Genomic DNA, 23174 nt, shown 5'->3' with positions numbered 1-23174 from the left:
AAACAGGAGATTCGTATGAAAGAACAGGAAGAAAAGAAGAAAGGAAATCTGTGGCTTACGGTGGCAACATTTATTGTAAATAAGCGTAAAGCCATAGAGATTCTTTTTGTGCTGGCAATTATTTACAGTGTGCTGTGTATTAATAAGGTACAGGTCAATCAGGATATAACATCTTATCTGCCGGCTGACAGTGAGACAAGACAAGGTCTGTCTATAATGGATGAACAGTTTATGACATATGGAAGTGCAAAGGTTATGCTTGCAAATGTCACGTTTAATCAGGCGGATTCGCTTGTCGATAGTCTTGAAAATGTGGACGGTGTCAAGGAAGTTGCATTTGATGATTCATCTGACCATTTTAAGGGGACTAATGCATTATTTGACATTACTTTCAGTGGGACATCGGATGAACAGGTAAGTAAGGACGCATTGAATTCTGTCAAGGATATATTGGCGGATTATGATGTTTATGTTTCAACTGAAGTTGGTTCAGAAGAGTCAAGTGCCGAATCACTTGCGAAGGATATGAATATAATTCTTGTGCTTGCTGTAGTTGTCATTGTTGCTGTGCTTTTGCTTTCAACTAAGGCATATCTGCAGATACCGGTACTTTTGATTACATTTGGGGTAGCGGCTATTCTTAATATGGGAACTAACTACTGGTTTGGAACGATTTCATCAATCACTAATTCTATTGCGGTTGTATTGCAGCTGGCACTGGCTATTGACTATGCTATTATTCTGTGCGACAGATTTATGGAAGAGCATGAGACGCTTGATGCTGAAGAGGCTGTAAAGGTAGCACTTTCAAAGGCTATTCCGGAAATAAGTTCGTCATCACTTACTACTATTTCAGGTATGGTTGCAATGATGTTCATGCAGTTCAGACTTGGATATGATATGGGTATAATTCTTGTAAAGGCGATTATTTTAAGTCTTATTTCGGTATTTTTCCTTATGCCGGGGGTGCTTTTAATTTTTGCAAAAGGAATTGATAAGACGCATCACAAATGTTATGTTCCAAAGATTACTATTGTTGGTAAGTTTGCCAATAAGACAAAATATATTATACCTCCGCTTTTTATAATATGTCTTGTATTTGCATTTATGAAATCAAATAACTGTCAGTATATTTATGATACAAGTTCGATTGTAAGTGCAAAAAAGAGCGAATCAAAGATTGCACAGGAGACAATAGAAGAAACTTTTGGTGCAAGTAACCAGCTTGTAGTAATGGTACCTAAGGGTGATTATGAATCTGAGCATAAAGTTGTAAAAAAACTTCAGAATCTTGATTACGTGACATCTGCACTGGCTCTTTCCAATGTTTCAATAAATGATGAGTATGTACTTACAGATAAATTAAGTCCAAGACAGTTTTCGGAACTTGTGGGAATTGACAGGGAAGTTGTTGAAGTTTTATATATGGCATATGCATATAATCAGGAGCAGTACGGGCCGGTTGTAACAGGAATTGATGATTACGATGTTCCGATTATTGATATGTTTCTGTTCTTATATGACCAATATAAGGAAGGTTATGTGACTCTTGACAGCAATCTGGATGAAAAGCTTACAACTTTATATGACACACTTCATGATGCACAGCTCCAGCTTCAGGGTTCGGATTATTCGCGGCTTGTTCTTAATATTTCGCTTCCTGTTGAAGGTCAGGAGACATATGATGCACTGGAGGAAATTCGAGGAATCGCTGCACAATATTATTCAAAAGACAGTGTTATTCTTGTAGGCAATTCAACGAGTGACCATGACCTTGAGTCATCATTTGCGTCAGATAATATTATAATAAGCGTGCTGACAGCGTTATTTGTTATGATAATATTGTTCTTTACATTCCAGTCGGCAGGTCTTCCTGTACTTCTCGTACTTACAATTCAGGGAAGTATATGGATAAACTTTGCAGTTCCGTCAATTGAGGGGCAGACTGTATTTTTCATAGCATATCTGATTGTATCAGCAATTCAGATGGGTGCTACAATTGATTATGCGATAGTTATATCTAACAGATACCTGCAACTTAAACAGCAGATGCCGCTTAAAGAAGCCATAACCGAGACGCTTAACCAGTCATTTCCGACAATATTTACATCAGGTTCAATACTTACATGTGCTGGTTTTCTGATTGGTGAAATTGCATCAGATGCCACAGTTGCTTCGATTGGTGTGGCACTTGGACGAGGAACTTTAATCTCAATAATTCTTGTATTATTTGTATTGCCTCAAATACTTCTTATGGGAGACATTATTATAGAAAAGACAGCACTTACAATGAATATTACAAGACCACAGAGAGAAGTTGCAGGAAGAGTAAGAGTAACGGGACATGTACGTGGATATGTACAAGGTGAAATTGATGCTGATATACAGGGTACATTCCAGGGACAGATGAAAGTGTCTGTAGACTCTGTGATTCCAGGAAGGCAGGGTCAGATTGAGCAGAATGATTTGGATTCTCAACAGATATCAGAAGATGATGATATTGCAGACAATAAAGCACAGGAAGGAGATGAGGAGTCATGACAATGAAAAAATATTTAAAGAAAAGGATAATACCGGCAGGACTTTCTCTAATCCTTATTATAATGACAGTAATAAGCATCATGCCGATTAATGTGTCAGCTGAAGATTCTTTGAATGTTATTGAGATTTCAAGAGTAAATGAACTTATTGAATTTGCCAATAAATGCAAATATGACAGTTATAGCAAAGACAAGATTGTGAAACTGACTGCCGATATAGATGTTTCGGGCTCAGATTTTAAAGGAATATCATATTTTGCCGGAACATTTGATGGCGGTTCTCATATAATAAGTGGTTTTAATGTTGATTATAAAGGTTCGGATTTTGGCTTTTTCCGTTATATAGCAGAGAGTGGTTTTATTACTAATCTTAATATTTCAGGAAGTATTAATGTTACCGGAAGTCAGAAAAATATAGGCGGAATAGCAGGTGTAAACAAAGGGGTAATAAATGAAAGCTCATTTTCGGGTAAAGTAAATGCATCTACTGTAACAGGTGCAATTGCAGGCTATAATCATGAAAATGCCAAAATAGTGAGCTGTACCAGTGATGCTGATATTTTAGCAACAAATCAGACAGGCGGAATAGCCGGAGTTAATGATGGACTTATAAGCAGCTGTACATCAAAGAGCCGTGTTAATACGCAGGAACTGGATACAACACTTGACATAGGTGGTGTTGATGTAGGAACTCTCAATCTTACGCAGAATGTCATAGACCGTAATGATATGGGTGGAATAGCCGGTGAGTCAACAGGAATAATATCGGATTGTGTTAATTATGGTAAGATTGGATTTGCACATACAGGGTATAATGTCGGTGGAATAGCCGGAAAACAGAGCGGTAAAGTTATAACATGTTCTAATGAAGGTGAAATCTATGGAAGAAAAGATGTCGGTGGAATTGTCGGACAGGCAGAACCGGATATTGAGTCTGAGTATCTGAATGACCGTGTTGATGATGTGCAGAGTTCAATAGATATTATTAACAGTACATTAAATAACATGTCATCATCGATGAATAATGCTTCATCTGATGTTAAGTCTTATACAGAAAATATTATTGACCAGTATAAAGAACTGCTTGATAAGTTACAGGATAAGCTTAATGGAAATAACGATAACGATGAAAAAATAGAAGATTTTGTTGATGATATTTCAAAAGATATTGAAAACAGCACTGTTGAAGATGATATACATGGCGTTGCGGACACAGTTGACAGTGAAATAAGAACAATTGCAGATAGTATTGAAAGAATCTCTGCACAGATTAAAAATATTGGTAATACAGTAACAGAAACAATGGATGTTGTGACAAGTGATGATGACTATATAGAAGATATATCATCTGCTGACAGTGCACAAAATTCAGATGGTGTTATTGCAAAGTCAGTAAACAGGGGAGCAGTGCATGGAGATATTAATGCCGGAGGAATAGCCGGAACAATGAACGTTGAATATGATGTTGATCCAGAGTATGATCTTGACATAACTGAGACTACAAATGTAAGGCTTCGTTCAACTGTCAGTGATGTTGTAATATACTGTATTAATTATGGTGAGGTTAATTCAAAAAAAGACTGTGCCGGAGGAATTGTCGGATTACAGGAACTTGGACTTGTATATGGAAGCGAGGGTTATGGAACAGTAAAGTCGGAGACGGGTAACTATGCCGGAGGAATAGCCGGTAACAGTGCAAGTGCAATAACAGACAGTTACAGTCTTTGCAATGTGGAAAGTGAAGATTATACAGGCGGAATTTGTGGAAAAGGTTATACAATGCAAAATTGTATTTCGATTCCGGCAATTCTTGGTGATGGTGAAGCAAAGGGAAGCCTTGCAGGAATAATTGAATCTGACGGTGAAGTAAGCACAAATATATTTGTAAATGATATATATGGCGGAATTGATGATATTAATTATAGCGGTAAGGCTGACAGTGCGAGCTATGAAGCTGTTATGGCAATGGAGAATATACCTGATGGATTTCATCGTGTAACACTTGTATTCAAAGCTGATGGAAATGTTATTGATACAAAAAATATTGCATATAATGCAAATCTTGGTGTATCGGAACTTCCCTCAATTCCTGATAAGGATGGATATTATGCACAATGGCCGGAAAATATAGTATCAAAACCAATATTGCAGAATACTGTTGTTGAAGCAGAATATCATGTGTGGATAGAAAGTGTTGCCGGTGACATTGCATCGCAGAATGATAAACCGCTTTTTATTGCGGAAGGAAAATTCTATGATGATAATAAAATTACATTATCAAAATGTGATACTGATAATCTGTCAGGGGATATAGAATATTCATATGCATGGAAAATGCGAGGCACAGACGTAAAAGATAAAGGTACAAAAACATGCCATTTTTACATAAAAAATACTTCGGGAAGCAGCGAAGTATGGTATCGTGACAACGCAGATTCAGGCTGGGTTAAGGCAGATGCGAAAGAGCATGGAAGTTATATGACTGCTGAAATTCCTTACGAAGCAGATTTTGCGGTGATTCATAAAGAAAGCAGCAATATGATTTACTATATATGTGGCGGTGCTGCAGCATGTATAATTGTGCTTGCAGTAATTATTATAAAAAAACGTAAAAAAAGAAATAAGTAATGTGTGTCAGGCATAATGCAAAGTAACTTACAAGCATTAGACACTTATTCAGTGATGACGGGTGACAGAATATATGAGAAATTACTGGGAGAATCGGAAGGAGTGAGCAATATGTGTGATGTGGCACAAAGATTAGAGGACAGAGGAACTTATAGCAAGCGGGATTGATAAAGAGACAGTAGATGTGGCGTTGACGTGTCTGTAGTTAAATAAATAAAATATAAAAATTAAGGTATCCGATATGTTGTTGTGTATTGGATACCTTTTTTGACATATAAAAAAACAAAAATGCAACCTTTTATTACAAAATGTTGCATTTTTGTTTACATTTATTATATCAGCTGTAAGTGATTTTCCTTAACCCCTTTTTTCTGAAAAATAAGAATTTTTTAAATCTATAATTGATATTATAAAAATGGTTTAGCGAGGGAATTTAATATGCATATATATCATCTTTTTCGCATTGTGTGATTCCAAGATATCGTTTTGTTATATTGTATGAGGAGTGATTATAGATTGCCATGAGTAAAGCCGGCTGTGTTCCTTGTTTCCATGCAAAAAATCCAAAAGTTTTTCTGAGAGAATGACAACTAATGTTTCCTGTAATATTACATTTGTCAGCTGCGGTTTTTATTATGCGGTATGCCTGAGTACGGCTCAGCGGTCTTGTGTGGTCTGTCGATTTTGTAAATATGTAATCGTTGTATTGAGGATTCTGTTTGGAAAAAAGTTTTTGAAGTGCAATAGATAAATTGTCATTTATAGGGATAATATTTATTTTTCCTGTCTTATGTTCACTTATGGTGAGCCTCTTTATGAATTTCTTGTTTTCAAAATCATAAATCATATTCCATTTAATATTTAAAATATCACTTATTCTTAATGCAGTATTTAATCCAAAAACAATCAGGCAATGATTTCGCAGATTCGGTTTTTTGTCAGCGTAGAAATTAAGAAATGCCTGCAATTCTTTGTTATCTTTTATCGGTTCTGTAATCATAAATATTCTCCAATCATAATTTTTATAGTTCAGATGAATTATTACAAATAAAAAGTTAAAAATGCAACATTTTGTAATAAATAGTTACATTTTGAAAAGGAAAAATTCTAACTGATACATGGAGTTAAAAATGCTAAAACTCACATTAAAACCCGGAGAGTATATAGATATTGGAGACAATATCAAAGTTATATTTTCGGGAGGTTCGGCAAACAATATTCATCTGCTGGTTGATGCACCGAGAGAGGTCAACATTGTAAGAAGTTCGGTAAAAAAAGCAGCCGGTGAAAAAGTTGATGAATATAAGAAAGAAGAGGGAATATCGCAGGAAGCACAAAAAGAAATTGTAGATATTCTGATGCGTGAGAAGCGTAAAAATCGAGGTAATAATGTATAACTGATATTTTGCATGTCGTAAATATTTCATCCCGGGAAAGCATGCTTAATAAAAGACATACTTATTATAAATAAAAATGGGAAACGGAGTTTCCATAAAAATTAACCACACGGAGGTACAAAAATATGGTAGTACAACACAATTTAACAGCAATGAATGCTAACAGAATGCTTGGCGTAACAACTTCAGCACAGGCAAAATCAACAGAGAAATTATCTTCAGGTTATAAGATTAACCGTGCAGCAGATGATGCAGCAGGACTTTCAATTTCAGAAAAGATGAGAAAGCAGATTCGTGGTCTCAGTCAGGCATCTTCTAATGCACAGGATGGAATATCATGTGTACAGACAGCAGAGGGTGCATTAACAGAAGTTCATTCAATGCTTCAGAGAATGAATGAACTTGCAGTTCAGGCAGGTAACGGAACAATGTCAGAAGATGACCGTCAGAATATTCAGGACGAAATCGACCAGCTTACATCTGAAATTGACAGAGTTTCTGAGACAACAAAGTTCAACGAAACATATCTTTTAAAGGGTAACGGAACGGAAACAAGACAGAAAGAAGTTGCAGCTACAGCTATGACAGCTACATATAAAACACCTGTTACATCTACAGTTGCGTTAACAGCAACAAACGCACCTACTACTTGGTATGCTAAAGGCTCTGCAACAGCTTTGACAGCAGATCAAATATTAGAACGTCTTGAAGTTGATGCAAATGGAAATGTAGCGATTAAAGATGGCATGGAAATGTATTCTGAAGCAGCAAATACAACAGATCAGTATGGTGCACAGACAAAAGATAAGATTGTTGCATTAACTACTGTAAAGCAGAGTTATGGTGTTGCATCAACAGCTTTATATGCAGACGCGCAGGGAACGACAGCGGTAAAAGATGAGGATTTAAAAAATTATTTTAATGAAGATGGAACAGTAAAGCAATCACTTTACAAAAAGACGACAGGTGCTAATGCGACATTTAAAGAAATTGGTGCTGAACAGATTGCTAATTATGTAACAGTGACAGCTGCAAAAGATAAGACAACAGTAGAATATGAAGCTGTTAAAGACCTTGTTCTCAGTTTTCAGGTTGGGGCTGATACTACAGCAAATAATAAAATTTCTGTTTCTATGCAGAGCATGAGTGCTGAAAGTATTGGTGTCAAAGGTATTTCTGTAACAGGAGATGATTCTACAAATGCAGATGCAGCTGTAGATACAATTGGTGAAGCTATAAAGAAAGTATCTTCACAGCGTTCAGCTCTTGGTGCCGTTCAGAACAGACTTGAGCATACAATTGCTAACTTAGATAATATTGTTGAAAATACAACAGCAGCTGAATCTGCTATTCGTGATACAGATATGGCTGAAGAAATGGTTGCATACAGCAAGAATAGTATCCTTACACAGGCAGGTCAGTCAATGCTTGCACAGGCTAACCAGTCTAACCAGGGCGTACTTTCACTTCTTCAGTAATGCTATAAAAGCGTAATTACTATATTTTAAAGTAAATAAAAGGGGCTGTAAAAAAACTCCCCTTAAAGAAAAATCGCTTAGGCCGTGAGGTTTAAGCGATTTTTTGGTATAATTAATTATGCTACTAATTAATAAACCTAATGGTAATTATACAGCTCGTCAGCTGAAATTACCATTAGAAATCGAAAAATTAATTAATATTTCTGATCCAGTATATACTTTTTGTGAAGTTATGAATCACGGATTCTGTTCTCTCCGGGAGATTGAAAAACTCTGTAGAACGGACATCCGGTATATGTATCTTCTTGATGAAATGAAAGCTCCATCCTTTGCCACGTTCGGTAACTTTATTCGTAATGAATTAACCGATACAATTGAACAAATATTTGCCGATGGCAACAAACGAATCGCAGCAACAATGTTTCTGTATTTCCTTGATAAAAATGGCATCCTGTTTGCTGATGGAAATAAGCTGATTGACGATCATACACTTGTAGCACTTTTTAAACAGTGCTACACTAAAGAAAATTTGGATTTGTGGAGGTAGTGATTATGAAAAGATTGATAGCAATGGTTCTTTGTCTTTTATTTGTTATATCTTTAGCTGGTTGTGGAAAAGGAAATACAAAAAATTTAGTTATTGACTATGGGACATCATCTATATACACAAAAGATGACATGGATGAAGCTATTGATGTTATAAAGAAACAATTTAGTTCTTTTGAGGGGTGTGAATTGCACAGCCTATCTTATACATCTGATGATGCGTGCAATAATGAGGATAATATTGCCTGGATGAATGAATTGGAGGAAGCAAACGACAATAAAGAGAGTTTCACACAATGTATTTCGTTTGATAGTAGTTTCAGGTCACCTAAAAATGGAGGTGGAGCGTGGAACGCTAATGAAGAATACACATGGTCATGGTGGTTGGCACGTAGCGAAGGCGGAACATGGAAATTAATGACTTGGGGATATTAACTGTCGGTTCCTAAGTAACAAATTTCAGTCTTCTGGTGAGTTGAAAGCAATGGCGAATTTGAATTTTGCAGAGATATGTCAAAGCATTTTGACACGCATTTTCTGTGATGTCAAAGCCGTTTGATAGACTATGAAGGGTGGTTTTCCTATAATAAAGTACAAGGGAGGTACAATGGACATGGAGTATGATATCGGAAGTAAAATAAAGGCAGCTAGGCTTAAAAAAAAGATGACACAAGAACAGGTTGCTGAATTATTGGGAGTGAGTCGTCAGACCATCTCAAATTGGGAAAATGAAAAATCCTATCCAGATATCATCAGTGTCATTAAAATGAGTGATTACTACGAGGCTTCCCTTGACTATTTATTGAAGGGAGAACAAAAAATGAATACATATTATGATTATCTCGAAGAAAGTACAAATGTTGTAAAAAGCAATACCAACAGAAACAAAATTATTACAATCCTGTCCTATATGCTTGTATGGGCAATTGCTATGATTGCGTTCTGGTTCTTTACAAGTGGAAGTGATGCGATGGGATATAGTTTAGTATACTTATGGATTCTTCTTCCTGTAACAACATTTATCGTTTCCTTCATAATCGGTAAAAATGATTTTTGGGCAAAAGGAAAATGGGCACTTACTCTATTTTTTGGAGTGATGTATATGCTTGCTGAATACGGCACATTCGCAATGGCAAATAACATTGCTTTTGACAAGCTGAATGCTCCGGAGTGGGGACTTGTTGTTGCAGGAGTAATAATCTCAGCAATTGGTATGCTGATGGGTTCGTTGCTAAAAAAGAAACGTTGCAAGTGAAACGAAGAAAATGATTAAAATTCACAGTTTTCCGTAGTTTTGAAGATAAAGACAGGCATCTGCCCACTCTCGTGAACAGATGCCCTATCTTATAGCTGTTTTTTACAGCCCCTTTTATTAATCTAGTCTTCTTCAATTACTTCAATTTCCATATAGGAAAAATCAATCGAATCAATAAAATTATCATGATTAAAACGTACTTTGGAATGACGCTTAAAGGTTTCGATATTTGATTCAAGCCATATAGGCTCGCTTAAATCAAACTCATAACATGCATCATGTATTCCATCAAAAATTTTTCTTGTACGATTCAAATCAGTGTTATCGTTTGCAATAACGGTATCTTTTAAAAGATGTCCGCTTTCGTCGAATAATTTACACCACAATCTGAACATAATCACATATCTACGTTAAGATGTCTTGGAAGACCGTCTACCATAATCGGTGAAAGCTCAGCCTGAATTAATGGTCTGATATAATGGATAAGATCATCTGTTACAAAATCATCTTCTGTAATCCATTCAAGAGGAACTTTCTTTTCAATATTAGCAATCTGATGAACATCGTGTGTTTCTGTAATGCACATATATGGGTCGTCAGAAACTCTCTTTAATACAACAACTTTGCCTGACTCACCTTCAAATGCAGCCTTAACCGCAGCACCACCAACATTGTAAGCTTCTGTAATATCTGTACGTGATGACATGTGTGAAGCACAACGCTGAAGAGTTGAAAGTTCAATAGCACGAGTCTTGATTCCGAGCTCTGAACCAATCTTATTTGCAAGGAACTTAGCAGAACCTGCGAGCTGTTTGTGACCGAAAGCATCAACAAACTCTACATGGTCTGAAAGTTCAAATACATATCTGCCATCCATAACACGGATACCTTCAGATACGGCAATAACCATAGAACGACCTTTTGAAACGATAGATTTAACACGTTCCATGAAATGGTCAATATCAAATACCTTTTCAGGAAGATAAATTAAATCAACGCCTTCGCAGTCCTCACCCTTTGCAAGAGCAGCGGCAGCAGTAAGCCATCCGGCATTACGTCCCATAATCTCAACAATAGTAATAGTAGGATAGTCATATACAAGACCATCTCTGATAATTTCTTTCATTGTTGCGGCAATAAACTTTGCAGCACTACCAAATCCAGGTGTGTGGTCAGTAACGGCAAGATCATTATCAATAGTCTTTGGAACACCCATGAATTTGATGTCACTGTTGATAAGAATACCATAATCGGATAACTTCTTAATAGTATCCATTGAGTCGTTACCACCTATGTAGAAGAAATATTTGATGTCAAGTTCATTAAGTATTTCAAATATTTTTTCATAAGTTTCTTTACCTTCACTGATTTCAGGCAATTTGTAGCGACAAGAGCCAAGATAAGAAGATGGAGTTCTCTTTAATAAGTCAATGTCAATATCAGTCTTGATTTTTTCAGATAAATCAACATACTGACGATCAAGAAGACCTTTGATGCCATGACGCATACCATAAACCTTCTTAGCACCTCTGTCTTTAGCAGTCTTGAATACACCTGCAAGACTTGAATTAATTACCGCTGTTGGGCCGCCTGACTGACCAACAATAACATTTCCAACCATAAAATCCTCCTTTATTTATCCGCTGTGCGGAACATACCCGTGTAATCCGGACAAAAAAATACCCTCTATAAAACATACGCCCGGACATTATAGAATATAATATTACTGCACGAAGTATTCTAAAAAGATTTTACCATATTTTTATAAAAGGTACAAGCATGACTTTTTCGCCGTCAGGTGTTATGATATAGTTAGTAATAAATAACCCGGAGGGTTTAATAATATGCAGACAAAAGTAAGCAATAATAGTAAAAGATATATATATAGAAAAAATGCACTTGGAAGAGATAAATCTGTTATGGGACAGATGACGGGTGCTGTAAAAAACTATATAAAACAAAAAAATGAACAGAGACGATTAACGGCAAAAGAATACAGAAAGACTGTAAGACCAATTGCGACAAAACCGGTTGTTCAGAGTATGAAGAAGTTTAATCATCACAGTCAGACAAGCTGCTTTAAACATTCTGTCCATGTGTCGTATATGAACTACATAGTATGTAAAAAACTTGGATTGGACGATAATGCGGCAGCAAAAGCAGGACTTTTGCACGATTTGTTTCTTTATGACTGGCATGGGCACAAACCTGAAAAGGGAGAACGCATGCATGGATTTGAACATCCGAATAAAGCCTTGAAAAATGCACATGATAACTTTTCTCTTACAAAAAAAGAAGGAGATATGATTACCAAGCATATGTTCCCGCTCACACTGACACCGCCATCATATAAAGAAACATATGTAATAGTTATGACAGATAAACTGTGCAGTGTTGGAGAAGTCCTTGATAAGTATTTCAGAAAAAAATACAAAAATAAAAAGACAAATAAAATAAATTGATAGAAATTATAATTTGTGTTAGTATATAAAATACAATATAAAATATTTTCTGAGGAGGAAGAAAATTATGAGTTTTTGCCCTAAATGTGGCAGACAGTTATCCGATGGAGAGGTTTGTAACTGTCAGGCACAAAATACACAGCAGGTACAGCCTGACGCACAGACACAAAGTACACAGCAGGCTCCGAAGCAGACATTGCCTATGGTAAAAGAACTTACAGATTTATTATCGGGAATATTTAAGAAACCGGCAGATGCCGTGAAAAAGTATGTTTCCGATGCATCAATGGAAGCACCGGCAATTCTTATACTTGTTCTTGCATTTATAAGTGCATTAGGTGAATTATTAAGAATGTTATATGTAAATTTTACAACAAAAAGTTCATTAAAGAGCCTCGCAGACCTTGCTAATCTTATTTCGGGAAAGACAAAAGCTTATTCTGCAGGACAGATTGCTGCAGGATTTTTCACACGTTTTGTGGAAGTTATTGCGATTGCTGCACTAACAGCTGCAATTATTATGCTCATAATCAATGCATTTGAAAAAGACAAAAAGGTTACATATAAGCAGACTCTTGCAATAGCAAGTTTATCAATTCTTGTAACAATTCCATTTACGTTTGCAGGAACAATAATCGCAATGATTCCGGCATCATTTTTCGGATATCTCAAATCATGGATGATTTCATTTGCAAATGGTGCAGGACTTGTACTCACTTTTATCGGTATCAAGGAAATAGAGAAGGATGATAATAATATGCCTCTGGTATATGGTCTTGCGGCACTCGCATCAGCAGTTCTTTCAACAATTCTTGGATTATTATTTAAATGATAAATTAAAACAGTTGCGGCAGCTGTAGTCCGGTGATTCCGGCTGTGGCTGCCGTTTTCATTAAGGAGGATTTTATGCAGAATAAAAAACAGGAATGGAGACCGGGAAACATGCTTTATCCGGTTCCGGCAGTCATGGTAAGCTGCCAGAGAGAAAATGAGAAACCGAATATTATAACAGTTGCATGGGCAGGAACAATATGCTCAGACCCAGTTATGTTATCAATTTCAGTCAGAAAAGAAAGATATTCACACCGGATAATATCAGAGACAAAGGAATTTGTTGTCAATCTTACAACAAAGGATTTATGCCGTGCAACAGATTATTGCGGAGTGCGTTCGGGAAGAGATGTTGATAAATTTAAAGAAATGAATCTCACACCACAGAAGTCATCAAAAATCAATGCTCCGGCAATCGCAGAAAGTCCGGTTAATATAGAATGTAAAGTGGTTAATGTTATTGAACTTGGCTCACATGATATGTTTATAGCAAAAGTTGAAGCAGTGCATGTAGATGAAAAACTTCTTGATGATAAGGGAAGATTAAGACTTGAAGATGCTAATCTTCTGGCATATTCACATGGTGAATATTTTGAACTTGGGGAAAAAATAGGCAAATTTGGTTTTTCAGTAGCAAAGAAGAAATAATGCGGTAATCAGTAATCCGGAGGTGTCATAGTGAAAATAAAAAGGCTTCATATTAAAAACTATAAGTCGATAAAAGAACTTGAAATAGATGATGCACAGGATGCACTTATTCTTGTTGGAAGAAATAATTCGGGCAAGTCAGTAATTCTTGATGCAATCCGTGTTGCTCTTGGCGATAAAACAGTTAATATGCCGGATTTTAATGGCCCGGAGGGAAATATTATAATCGGAATGGAACTGGAGTTTGCATATGAAGACCTGAGTTTTCTTCATGGCAACGGGATTGTTAAAAAAATGAAAAATTATGATTTGTGGCTCAAAAGCTTCTGCCAGAGACTGCCGTCATTTATTCCTGATGAAGAGGGCGGTGGAATATTGACATTTGAGTATGTGTTTGACAGGAATGGAAATGAGAAATACCGCGATGGAATAAAGAAAAATAATACATATATAAGAAATGTGCTTCCGAGAATTTATTTTGTTGATCATTATAGAAATAATATTGATATTTTAAAAGATATTATGATGTTTTCTAATGATGATAACTTTGCGGAATTTAAGGCTGACAGATGCATATTCGACAGTGCAAAGAAATGCAGCCAATGCTTTGACTGTATGGGCGTAATCAACAGAAAAAAGCCGCAGGAGCTTACACTTGTTGAGACAAGCAGACTCATGCAGTATAAAATGTTCAGCCTGAACCTTAACACATTTGCGGACAGGCTTAATTCGTATTTTTCAAAAAACGGTGGGGGAGATTTGAAAATCCGTTATGAAATTAAATTTGATGCGGATGAACTGTTTAATATAGAAACAATAGTTGAAAATCCGTCAAGAAAAACATACCACAGTTTTGATTCAATGGGAGAAGGATTCAGGAGTATATATATTTTGTCGCTGCTTGAAACATATATAAATTCTGATAATGATACGGCACCATATATCATTATGATTGAAGAGCCCGAGACATATCTTCATCCACAACTACAGAAAATCGCCAGTGAGATTTTGTACAGACTGTCAAAAAAGAATCAGGTTATTTTTTCAACTCATGAACCGGAGATGCTTTTTAATTTTACAACAAAACAGATAAGGCAGATTTACTGCGATGAATTTCATATGACAGCTATCAGAAAAGATACAGATATAGATGATATTTTAAATGACCTTGGTTTTACGGCAAATGATATGATGAATGTGAGCTTTGTGTTTATTGTTGAGGGAAAGCAGGACAGGAGCAGGCTGCCACTTCTTCTTAACAAGTATTATTCTGAAGTATATGACGAAAATGGGCGTTTAAGGCGTATAGCTATTATTTCTACCAACAGCTGTACCAATATCAAAACGTATGCCAATCTGAAATATATTAACACTCTCTATCTTAAAGATCAGTTTATGATGATTCGTGACAGCGACGGCAAGGATAAACAGATGCTGGGAAAACAGCTGTGTCGCTATTATGGTGAGCGTGCAAAAGAAGATAAAGGGAATATGCCAAGAGTTACGGATAGAAATGTACTTATATTAAAGTATTACTCATTTGAAAATTATTTTCTGTTTCCTGAAATAATGGAAAAGGTTGGTGTTGTTAAGAGTGTTGATGAGTTTTATGATATTTTGTGGGAGAAATACAATCAATATTTGTACAAACTGACAAGTGTAAAGAAAATGTTAAGCAAGCTGGATATAAGTATTGATTCACGCAATGATTTAATTGCAAATATAGAAAATATAAGGATTTATGTCAGAGGACATAATCTTTATGATATTTTTTACGGAAGATTCAAGGCAAATGAGAATGATGTGCTTTCGCGATATATAGAACTTGCACCGAGAAAAATTTTTGCTGATATTTTAGATAAAATTGATGGCTTTGTATATTTTGACTCAAGAAGAAGATAAAATGATATAACTTTGTGAAATTTGACAAAATGGTACTTTACAAAGGGACATGTTAGTGTTAAGATGTATTTGTTACAAAAATGTTACAGAAAAATTACAAATATGGAATTATAAAATAACATTATTTGGAGGAATATATGACACACTTAACCAGGTATGGCAGAAGACTTAAGATGACTCTTATAGCCGGAATGTCAGCAGCATGTTTTGCATGCATATTTGCTATACCATTTGCAGAGAATAAGTTTAATAACAAAGTTGGATATTACAGCATTGTATTTAACGGTGAGGAGATTGGCAGTGCCAACTCAAGACAGGAAGCTGAGCAGGCAATGGCAGCAGCCAGACTCAAGTTCAGTAAGGAATATGATTCTGTTGTATATATGGATAACAATATTGATATTGTAGAAGAGCATAAGCTTGTTGCATCAAGAATGTCACAGGACGAGCTTGAGACAGCTATTTACAGCAGTCTGTTCAACTGTGTTACAGATAAGGAGAATGCAACTGCATATACTGTAAGAATCAATGATTTTACAGTTACACTTGCATCAAAAGATGATGTTGTTGAACTCATGGAGAAAGTTACAGATAAGTATGATACAAAGAAAGAGTTTCAGGTTAAGCTTTCTTCAGGAGACGGAAGCTATGGTGCATATTCTGTAGATGTTGTCCAGTCAGAGTTAAAGAATACAGATACAGATATAGTAGCAGCTGCTCTCAACGGACAGATGGCATCAGTTGCTACTGACAGTGATACAGCTAAGGATGGAATAACAGGAATAAGTTTTGAGCAGAATGTCGTAGTTAATGAGACACTTGCAGCAGGAGCTAATATTGTGAGTGTACAGCAGGCATATGACGAGATAACAAAGGAAAAAGAGGAGAAGACCATGTATGTGGTCGAAGAAGGAGACTGTCTTTCACTTATAGCAGGCAAGTGTGATATTGCACTTAATGATTTGCTTGCACTTAATGAGGGACTTACAGAAGAGTCACTTATAATACCGGGAGATGAACTTGTTGTAACAGTTCCTAAGTCAGAGATTTCAGTTGTTGTAACACAGAGAATGACTTATGAAGAAGATTACAATGCTCCTGTTCAGTATGTAGATGATGACACAGCTTACAGAGGAACAAATACAGTTATATCTGAAGGAACAACCGGTCATCATAAGGTTACAGCTGATGTTACATTTGTTAACGGAGTAAAGACGGATGTTTCTTATGTTAATGAAGAGGTTATGGTTGAATCACAACCGCAGGTTGTATCAGTTGGTACACTTACACCTCCAACATATTTAAGACCGATTTCAGGTGGTTCAGTTTCATCAGAATTTGGTTACAGATGGGGAACACTTCATTCAGGCGTTGACTGGTATGTATCAGTTGGTACTCCTGTAAGAGCTGCGGCAGCAGGAACTGTTATCAGAGCAGGCTGGTATTCAACATATGGATATTGTGTTGATATAAGACATTCAGATGGTTCTATGACAAGATATGCACATCTTAATTCTGTTACGGTTTCTAATGGTCAGTATGTAAATCAGAGCGATTTGATTGCTTACTCAGGAAATACAGGCTATAGCACTGGTCAACATCTTCATTTTGAAATATGGATAGGTGGAACACCTGTTAATCCTTTATACTATGTAAATAAAAATTAGGATTATATATTGTGATATTTACCCCCGCAGTATGAATTGACATGCTGTGGGGTGTTTGTTATAGAATAATGGTACGGTTTTTAGAGGTTATCAAAAAATAATCTTTACAAAGGGTATCTTTGTGTTATAATATTGCAGTTGAAAATAAATAAATATAAGCTTTTTAAATGTGAATATTTACAAATATAGAAGAAATACTTATAATAATAAGTAATGAGTAGTTTTGAGATTAATCTGATTGTTAGAGGTGCATAGATGGAACAATATGTAATTAAGGGAGGCGTCCCACTTAACGGGGAGGTGTCCATCGGTGGTGCAAAGAATGCTGCGTTAGGAATTCTTGCAGCAGCAATTATGACAGATGAGACAGTTACAATTGAAAATGTGCCAAATGTAAGGGATACGAGAGTATTGCTTCAGGCTATTGAGGGAATTGGAGCTAAGGTTAAATATGTATATAACAACACCGTTCAGATTAACGGTGGAAGTATATGTGACATTAATGTCGATTATGAGTATATAAAAAAGATTCGTGCATCATACTATCTTTTAGGTGCATTGCTTGGAAAATATAAACGTTCACAGGTTGCATTGCCGGGTGGATGTAATATTGGAAGCAGACCGATTGACCAGCATATTAAAGGTTTTAAGGCACTTGGTGCAGAAGTTGAGATTGAGCATGGCAAGATTAGTACAAAGGCAGAGCATCTTGTTGGTGGTCATGTTTATTTTGATGTCGTGACAGTTGGTGCGACAATTAATCTTATGCTTGCAGCCTGTCTTGCAGAGGGTGATACAATTCTTGAAAATGCGGCAAAAGAGCCACATATAGTAGATGTTGCCAATTTCCTTAATGCTATGGGTGCCAATATAAAAGGTGCCGGTACAGATGTTATCAGAATTAAAGGTGTAAGTAAACTTCATGGAACAACGTATTCAATAATTCCTGACCAGATTGAGGCTGGAACATTTATGTTTGCATCAGCTGCAACATGCGGTGATGTTGTTGTAAGAGATGTAATACCTAAACATCTTGAATCATTATCTGCTAAACTTATTGAAGTTGGCTGTGAAGTTATAGAAGGTGATGACTGGGTAAGAGTTATAAGTAAAGGCAATCTTAAAAGCACTAATGTTAAGACATTACCATATCCGGGATTTCCTACAGATATGCAGCCACAGATGGCAGTTGTTCTTGCACTTGCACATGGAACAAGTATGGTAACAGAGAGCATATTTGAAAACAGATTCAAATATGTAGATGAGTTAAATCGTATGGGATGCCATATTAAGGTAGAGGGCAATACAGCATATATAGAAGGCGTTGATAAAATAACAGGTGCACAGATGTCTGCCCCTGATTTAAGAGCCGGTGCGGCGTTGGTTATTGCTGCTCTTTCGGCAGACGGTATATCTGAAATAGAAGACATTGAATATATACAGCGTGGTTATGAAGATTTTGAAGGTAAACTCAGAGGTCTTGGTGCCATGATAGAACGTGTTGACTCAGAGCGTGAGGCTTTAAAAGCACGCCTTAAAATAGGATAAAAACATTAAAGTGCATCATTCATGGATAAGACATGGATGATGCACTTGTGCAATGCGTTAGTTAAAGGAATTTATATGAAGTTAAGAAATAAGTTAAAAATATCATTTTGCATAATGGTTATATTGCCTGTAATAATGTGTTCGATATTTGCATATGCATTTTTTAAATATCAGGCAACAACAATACACCAGTTATATGAGGTTGACAGCGGTGAACTGCTTGATAACTTTTATTCTCCGGTTGTTCTTATGGGAAGGATGACAGAAAATATCTACAATGAAATGAAAGAAGTTGCTGAGACGTCACCATGGCAGTATAATTCGGTGGATTTTGTGAAACAGCTTGATGAGGAATTACAGTGCAAACTTTCGAGTATTGTTGTCAGACGTAACGGTCTTTATACATATGTATCTGATAATCTTGATATAGAAAAGCTTGATGTAGTTCTTCCTGATTATGAAGCGGGAGAAAATATATCAGATGAGGGTATTTATAAAGGTGGCGATTACCAATGTCTTGTAAAACAGATAGATTTTTGTGATTCATATGGAAATCAGTACAGTGTTTCGATTATAACACCTTTAAAGCAGGCTATACCTCAGATAAAGAAGTTTTTCATACAGGTTCTTATATCAGGTGTATTTATACTTATATTGACAAGTCTTCTGCTTAATGTATGGATTTATCGCTCAATTATAAAACCACTTGACAGATTAAAGCTTGCAACGCAAAATATAAAATATGGTAATTTTGATTTTGAAATGCCTAAAAGCTCCAATGATGAAATTGGAGATGTGTGCCGTGACTTTGAAGAAATGAGAGTTATTCTGAAAAAAACGGCAGAAGACAAGCTTAATTCTGATAAAGAAGAAAAAGAACTTATAAGAAATATATCACATGATTTAAAGACGCCGCTTACAGCAATAAAAGGATATGTTGAAGGAATTCTTGACGGAATTGCAGATACACCTGAAAAACAGCATAAATATCTTATGACAGTTGCAAATAAAGTTAATGATATGGATAAGCTTATAGATGAACTTACAATTTATTCAAAGCTTGACACTAACAGGGTTCCGTATTCATTTGCAAAAATTAATTTGAAAAATTATTTTGATGACTGTTGCGAAGAGATAGGAATGGATTTGGAAACCCAGGACATAGATTTGGAATACAGATTTCATGCAACTTCAGATTGTACTGTTGTGGCTGATGCAGAACAGCTTAAAAGAGTTGTTAATAACATTGTCAGTAATTCTGTAAAATATATGCAGCCGGGAAGAAAAGGTAAAATAAGCATAGATATTTATGATGAAGGAGATTATGTTCATATAATTATCGCAGATAACGGCAAAGGAATTGGCATGGATGAGATTCCACATATTTTTGACAGATTTTACCGTACTGATTCATCCAGAAACAGCAAACAAGGCGGAAGTGGAATCGGACTTGCTATTGTAAAGAAGATTATAGAGGATCATAAGGGAAAGATATGGGCAGAAAGCGTTGAAGGAGAAGGTACTACAATGCATATTAATCTTTTGAAAGATATGGATAAACGCAACTACATTTGCATAGAAGATAACAGAAAAAAGGAGAAAAAATAGTATGAGCAGAGTATTAATTGTTGAAGATGAAGATGCAATTGCAGAAATTGAAAAGGATTACCTTGAACTTAGTGGATTTGAAGTTGTAATTAAATCAGATGGAACAAGTGGTCTGGCAACAGCACTTGAGGAAGAGTTTGATATTATGATACTTGATGTTATGCTTCCGGGTGTTGATGGATATGAAATCTGCAAACAGGTAAGAGAAAAGAAAAATACACCTATTATCATGGTATCAGCGAAGAAAGAAGATATTGATAAGATAAGAGGTCTCGGCGTTGGAGCTGATGATTATATGACTAAGCCATTCAGCCCAAGTGAGCTTGTTGCAAGAGTAAAAGCACATCTTGCAAGATATGAAAGACTTGTAAGCAGTGCAAAAGAAGCTAATGACATTATAGAAATAAGAGGTCTCAAAATTGACAAGACAGCAAGGCGTGTATTTGTTAATGGCGAAGAAAAAGTATTTACAACAAAAGAGTTTGATCTGCTTACATTCCTCGCAGAGCATCCGAATCATGTATTTACAAAGGATGAACTTTTTAAGGAAATATGGGATATGGATTCAATTGGAGATATTGCAACTGTAACTGTTCATATCAAGAAAATCCGTGAAAAAATAGAGTATGATACATCTAAACCTCAGTATATTGAGACAATCTGGGGTGTTGGATACAGATTTAAAGTATAAGGAAGTGCTTAATAATGAGACTTGAAAAAGATAATGCAATAAGACTTTTTAATTGTGAGGCTCCCGGCTCTGAAGGTATTAAACTTGAGGAGATATTTTATGAGGAGAAAATGGAAGATGGCAGGATAAAGAAGGTTGTACAACATGTCCTTAATCCTGAGATGGTTCCATATATTCCATCTTCATCTAAAGATAAAAAAATTCCGGCTGTACTTATAATTCCGGGCGGTGCATTTAGAAGGCTTGTATACAATTTTGAAGGTGAAGAAGTTGCAAAATGGCTCAACAGTCTTGGAATAGCAGCATTTGTATTAAAGTGCAGACTTCCGGCAGATGAGCATAATGACTCATATAATGTTTCTTTGATTGATGCACAGAGAAGTATGAGAATAATACGTGCACGAGCTGATGAATTTAACATAGATGCAAATAAGATTGGTGTTATGGGATTTTCAGCAGGAGGATACTTTGCGGCACTTTTATCTACAGCATTTGATAAAAATGTATATGACAAAAAAGACGATATTGACGAATTATCGGCAAGACCTGATTTTTGCATATGCGGTTATCCAGTGATAAGTTATGATAAATGTATAGAAGCCGGACAGAGGTATTTTCCAAAAGAAGTGATAATTGCAAATGTGCGTTCATATGAGGAAAATATGTTGAAAAAATACAATCCGGAGGAGCTGGCATCACCGGAAATGCCACCGGTATTTGTATTTGAAACAGATGATGACAGGACAACACTGGCAGAAAACAGTATTGGATTTTACATGGCTGCCAGAAAAGCAGGAGTGCCTGCTGAGTTGCACATTTTCAGAGAAGGCGGACATGGTTTCGGTTGTGGAGATGATAACGGACAGACCGGAGAATGGAAACAGCTTTTTGTAAATTGGGCTAAAAGCCTGAATATAATTTAAGACAATAAACAGAGCGGGATATGGTTTATCAATTATATCCCGCTCTGTTGTTATGTGCATGAAGCACTGCATATAACACAGGGGATGCTTCTTATGGTTATGGCTTGGCAGCCAGAGCAGCCTCAGCTTTTGTGAGCTCTTCTTTTGAATATTTTGTTAATATTTGTTCTTTACTTAACCGCCTTTTTCCTGTATTGCAGGGGACTCATACCGTTTATTTTTTTAAAAAGAGTGCAGAAATAATTGGAATTGCAAAAGCCAAGCTCGTTGGATATTTCCTGGATACTTTTTGGCGATTCGGTGAGCATTGTCTGTGCGATTTTGTTTTTGTATCTGTTGACGTAAGTTTTGTATGAACAGCCTGTTGCGTCGCGGAAACGCTTCATAAAATGAGATTCGGATAATCCTGCCTTTTTTGCAAGCTCGGAGACTGAAGGATTATTCATAAAATTCGTGTCTATATAAGAAAGAATATCCATTATTTCGGTGTCTGCCGTCGAAATGTGGATTTCGGACGTTTCTGCTACGGTACCGTATCGGTACATTATAAGTATGAGCTGTTCGAGCAGATTTTGCAGGGCGAATTCCGCAACGCTGTCGTAATTATCATATTCAATAAGCATCTGTTCATAAATATCGATAATCTTTGGCTTTATTTCGTCGGGAACAGATAAAGCAGTGTGCAGCATTAAATCGTTAAATTCGTTCTCGCCTATTATTTCTTTTATTCTTGTTGTTACCGAGCTGACAAAACGCACCGCATAAACCTCGTAATTCCTGTCCGATAAAGGTGATGATTTATGATATACGCCCATGCTGACAGGTGAGAGGTATCCGTCATGGACGAAAAAAGTACGCTCGGGAGTCGAGACCTGTCGATCGCCTTTTACCAGATAACCTATTCCGTAATATTTTTCATATATGTCAAAAGAAGGCATGTAATTGGAAGCGGGTTTTGTTACATGCTCAACTCTGAATTTGTAGCCTTTTTTAAGAGGAATTGCCATAAAAATCTCCTTGTAAAATAATAGAAAATTGTAATAATTTAAT

The 23174-nt window shown here is 36.1% G+C and carries 19 protein-coding genes and 1 pseudogene; 16 read left to right on the top strand and 4 right to left on the bottom strand.

What is annotated here, in order from left to right; genetic code table 11:
• The first annotated feature begins 15 nt into the window (after window positions 1-15).
• Both WMO38_RS08450 and WMO38_RS08445 read left to right on the top strand, forming a co-directional pair.
• Window positions 16-2541: an efflux RND transporter permease subunit gene (locus WMO38_RS08450; protein WP_349162227.1), complete on the top strand. Its 2526-nt coding sequence runs from the start codon at window positions 16-18 to the stop codon at window positions 2539-2541.
• A gap of 2 nt (window positions 2542-2543) precedes the next feature.
• A complete protein-coding gene (locus tag WMO38_RS08445; RefSeq protein WP_349162226.1) occupies window positions 2544-5168 on the top strand; it encodes a hypothetical protein in 2625 nt (874 codons plus the stop codon).
• Window positions 5169-5601: 433 nt separating this feature from the next.
• On the opposite strand, the gene WMO38_RS08440 is transcribed toward WMO38_RS08445, so the two are convergent.
• The gene (locus tag WMO38_RS08440; RefSeq protein WP_349162225.1) at window positions 5602-6168 is read right to left on the bottom strand and encodes a tyrosine-type recombinase/integrase; all 567 of its coding nucleotides are present in this window, start codon (window positions 6166-6168) and stop codon (window positions 5602-5604) included.
• Between the two features lie 130 nt (window positions 6169-6298).
• On the opposite strand from WMO38_RS08440, the gene WMO38_RS08435 reads away from it, so the two are divergent.
• The 5 genes and pseudogenes from WMO38_RS08435 to WMO38_RS08415 all read left to right on the top strand — a co-directional run bounded on the left by WMO38_RS08435 (window position 6299) and on the right by WMO38_RS08415 (window position 9844).
• Complete coding sequence (locus tag WMO38_RS08435) at window positions 6299-6565, top strand: carbon storage regulator (RefSeq protein WP_021865122.1); 267 nt, start codon at window positions 6299-6301, stop codon at window positions 6563-6565.
• 125 nt (window positions 6566-6690) lie between these two features.
• Window positions 6691-8043 carry a flagellin N-terminal helical domain-containing protein gene (locus WMO38_RS08430; RefSeq protein ID WP_349162224.1) on the top strand — a complete coding sequence of 451 codons (1353 nt, stop codon included), beginning with the start codon at window positions 6691-6693 and terminating at the stop codon, window positions 8041-8043.
• 118 nt (window positions 8044-8161) lie between these two features.
• Window positions 8162-8452: pseudogene (locus WMO38_RS08425) on the top strand (transposase family protein); the annotation flags it as partial.
• A gap of 143 nt (window positions 8453-8595) precedes the next feature.
• Complete coding sequence (locus WMO38_RS08420; protein WP_021865125.1) at window positions 8596-9024, top strand: hypothetical protein; 429 nt, start codon at window positions 8596-8598, stop codon at window positions 9022-9024.
• Window positions 9025-9202: 178 nt separating this feature from the next.
• Window positions 9203-9844, top strand: a complete 642-nt coding sequence (locus tag WMO38_RS08415; protein WP_186837132.1) for a helix-turn-helix transcriptional regulator — start codon at window positions 9203-9205, stop codon at window positions 9842-9844.
• 122 nt (window positions 9845-9966) lie between these two features.
• Here the strand turns inward: WMO38_RS08415 and WMO38_RS08410 are convergent, their stop codons facing one another.
• Together WMO38_RS08410 and WMO38_RS08405 are read right to left on the bottom strand one after the other, a co-directional pair.
• Window positions 9967-10239 (bottom strand): hypothetical protein, encoded by a 273-nt coding sequence (locus WMO38_RS08410; protein WP_349162221.1) that lies wholly within the window; start codon window positions 10237-10239, stop codon window positions 9967-9969.
• Between the two features lie 2 nt (window positions 10240-10241).
• Window positions 10242-11465 carry a 6-phosphofructokinase gene (locus WMO38_RS08405; RefSeq protein ID WP_021866503.1) on the bottom strand — a complete coding sequence of 408 codons (1224 nt, stop codon included), beginning with the start codon at window positions 11463-11465 and terminating at the stop codon, window positions 10242-10244.
• A 223-nt stretch (window positions 11466-11688) separates the two neighbouring features.
• On the opposite strand from WMO38_RS08405, the gene WMO38_RS08400 reads away from it, so the two are divergent.
• From WMO38_RS08400 to WMO38_RS08360, 9 genes are all read left to right on the top strand, one after another.
• Complete coding sequence (locus tag WMO38_RS08400; protein ID WP_021866502.1) at window positions 11689-12306, top strand: HDIG domain-containing metalloprotein; 618 nt, start codon at window positions 11689-11691, stop codon at window positions 12304-12306.
• A gap of 67 nt (window positions 12307-12373) precedes the next feature.
• The gene (locus tag WMO38_RS08395) at window positions 12374-13138 is read left to right on the top strand and encodes a hypothetical protein (RefSeq protein ID WP_349162219.1); all 765 of its coding nucleotides are present in this window, start codon (window positions 12374-12376) and stop codon (window positions 13136-13138) included.
• 74 nt (window positions 13139-13212) lie between these two features.
• A complete protein-coding gene (locus WMO38_RS08390; protein ID WP_021866500.1) occupies window positions 13213-13785 on the top strand; it encodes a flavin reductase family protein in 573 nt (190 codons plus the stop codon).
• A 30-nt stretch (window positions 13786-13815) separates the two neighbouring features.
• On the top strand, window positions 13816-15687 hold the full coding sequence (locus WMO38_RS08385) for an ATP-dependent nuclease (protein ID WP_349162218.1): 1872 nt from the start codon (window positions 13816-13818) through the stop codon (window positions 15685-15687).
• A gap of 137 nt (window positions 15688-15824) precedes the next feature.
• The gene (locus WMO38_RS08380; protein ID WP_349162216.1) at window positions 15825-17354 is read left to right on the top strand and encodes a peptidoglycan DD-metalloendopeptidase family protein; all 1530 of its coding nucleotides are present in this window, start codon (window positions 15825-15827) and stop codon (window positions 17352-17354) included.
• Window positions 17355-17609: 255 nt separating this feature from the next.
• A complete protein-coding gene (murA, locus tag WMO38_RS08375) occupies window positions 17610-18902 on the top strand; it encodes a UDP-N-acetylglucosamine 1-carboxyvinyltransferase (RefSeq protein WP_186837137.1) in 1293 nt (430 codons plus the stop codon).
• Between the two features lie 75 nt (window positions 18903-18977).
• Window positions 18978-20510 (top strand): sensor histidine kinase, encoded by a 1533-nt coding sequence (locus WMO38_RS08370; RefSeq protein WP_021866496.1) that lies wholly within the window; start codon window positions 18978-18980, stop codon window positions 20508-20510.
• A 1-nt stretch (window position 20511) separates the two neighbouring features.
• Window positions 20512-21201: a response regulator transcription factor gene (locus tag WMO38_RS08365; protein WP_186837139.1), complete on the top strand. Its 690-nt coding sequence runs from the start codon at window positions 20512-20514 to the stop codon at window positions 21199-21201.
• A 14-nt stretch (window positions 21202-21215) separates the two neighbouring features.
• A complete protein-coding gene (locus WMO38_RS08360; RefSeq protein ID WP_349162215.1) occupies window positions 21216-22124 on the top strand; it encodes an alpha/beta hydrolase in 909 nt (302 codons plus the stop codon).
• 170 nt (window positions 22125-22294) lie between these two features.
• On the opposite strand, the gene WMO38_RS08355 is transcribed toward WMO38_RS08360, so the two are convergent.
• Window positions 22295-23131 (bottom strand): helix-turn-helix domain-containing protein, encoded by an 837-nt coding sequence (locus tag WMO38_RS08355; protein WP_349162213.1) that lies wholly within the window; start codon window positions 23129-23131, stop codon window positions 22295-22297.
• Between the last annotated feature and the right edge of the window lie 43 nt (window positions 23132-23174).

This window comes from Lachnospira hominis (ex Hitch et al. 2025) (assembly GCF_040096395.1).
In the GTDB taxonomy this organism is placed as follows: Bacteria; Bacillota; Clostridia; order Lachnospirales; family Lachnospiraceae; genus Lachnospira; species Lachnospira hominis.
The sequence above is the reverse complement of the archived record's forward strand: the minus strand, read 5'-3'. Positions and strand labels throughout refer to the sequence as shown.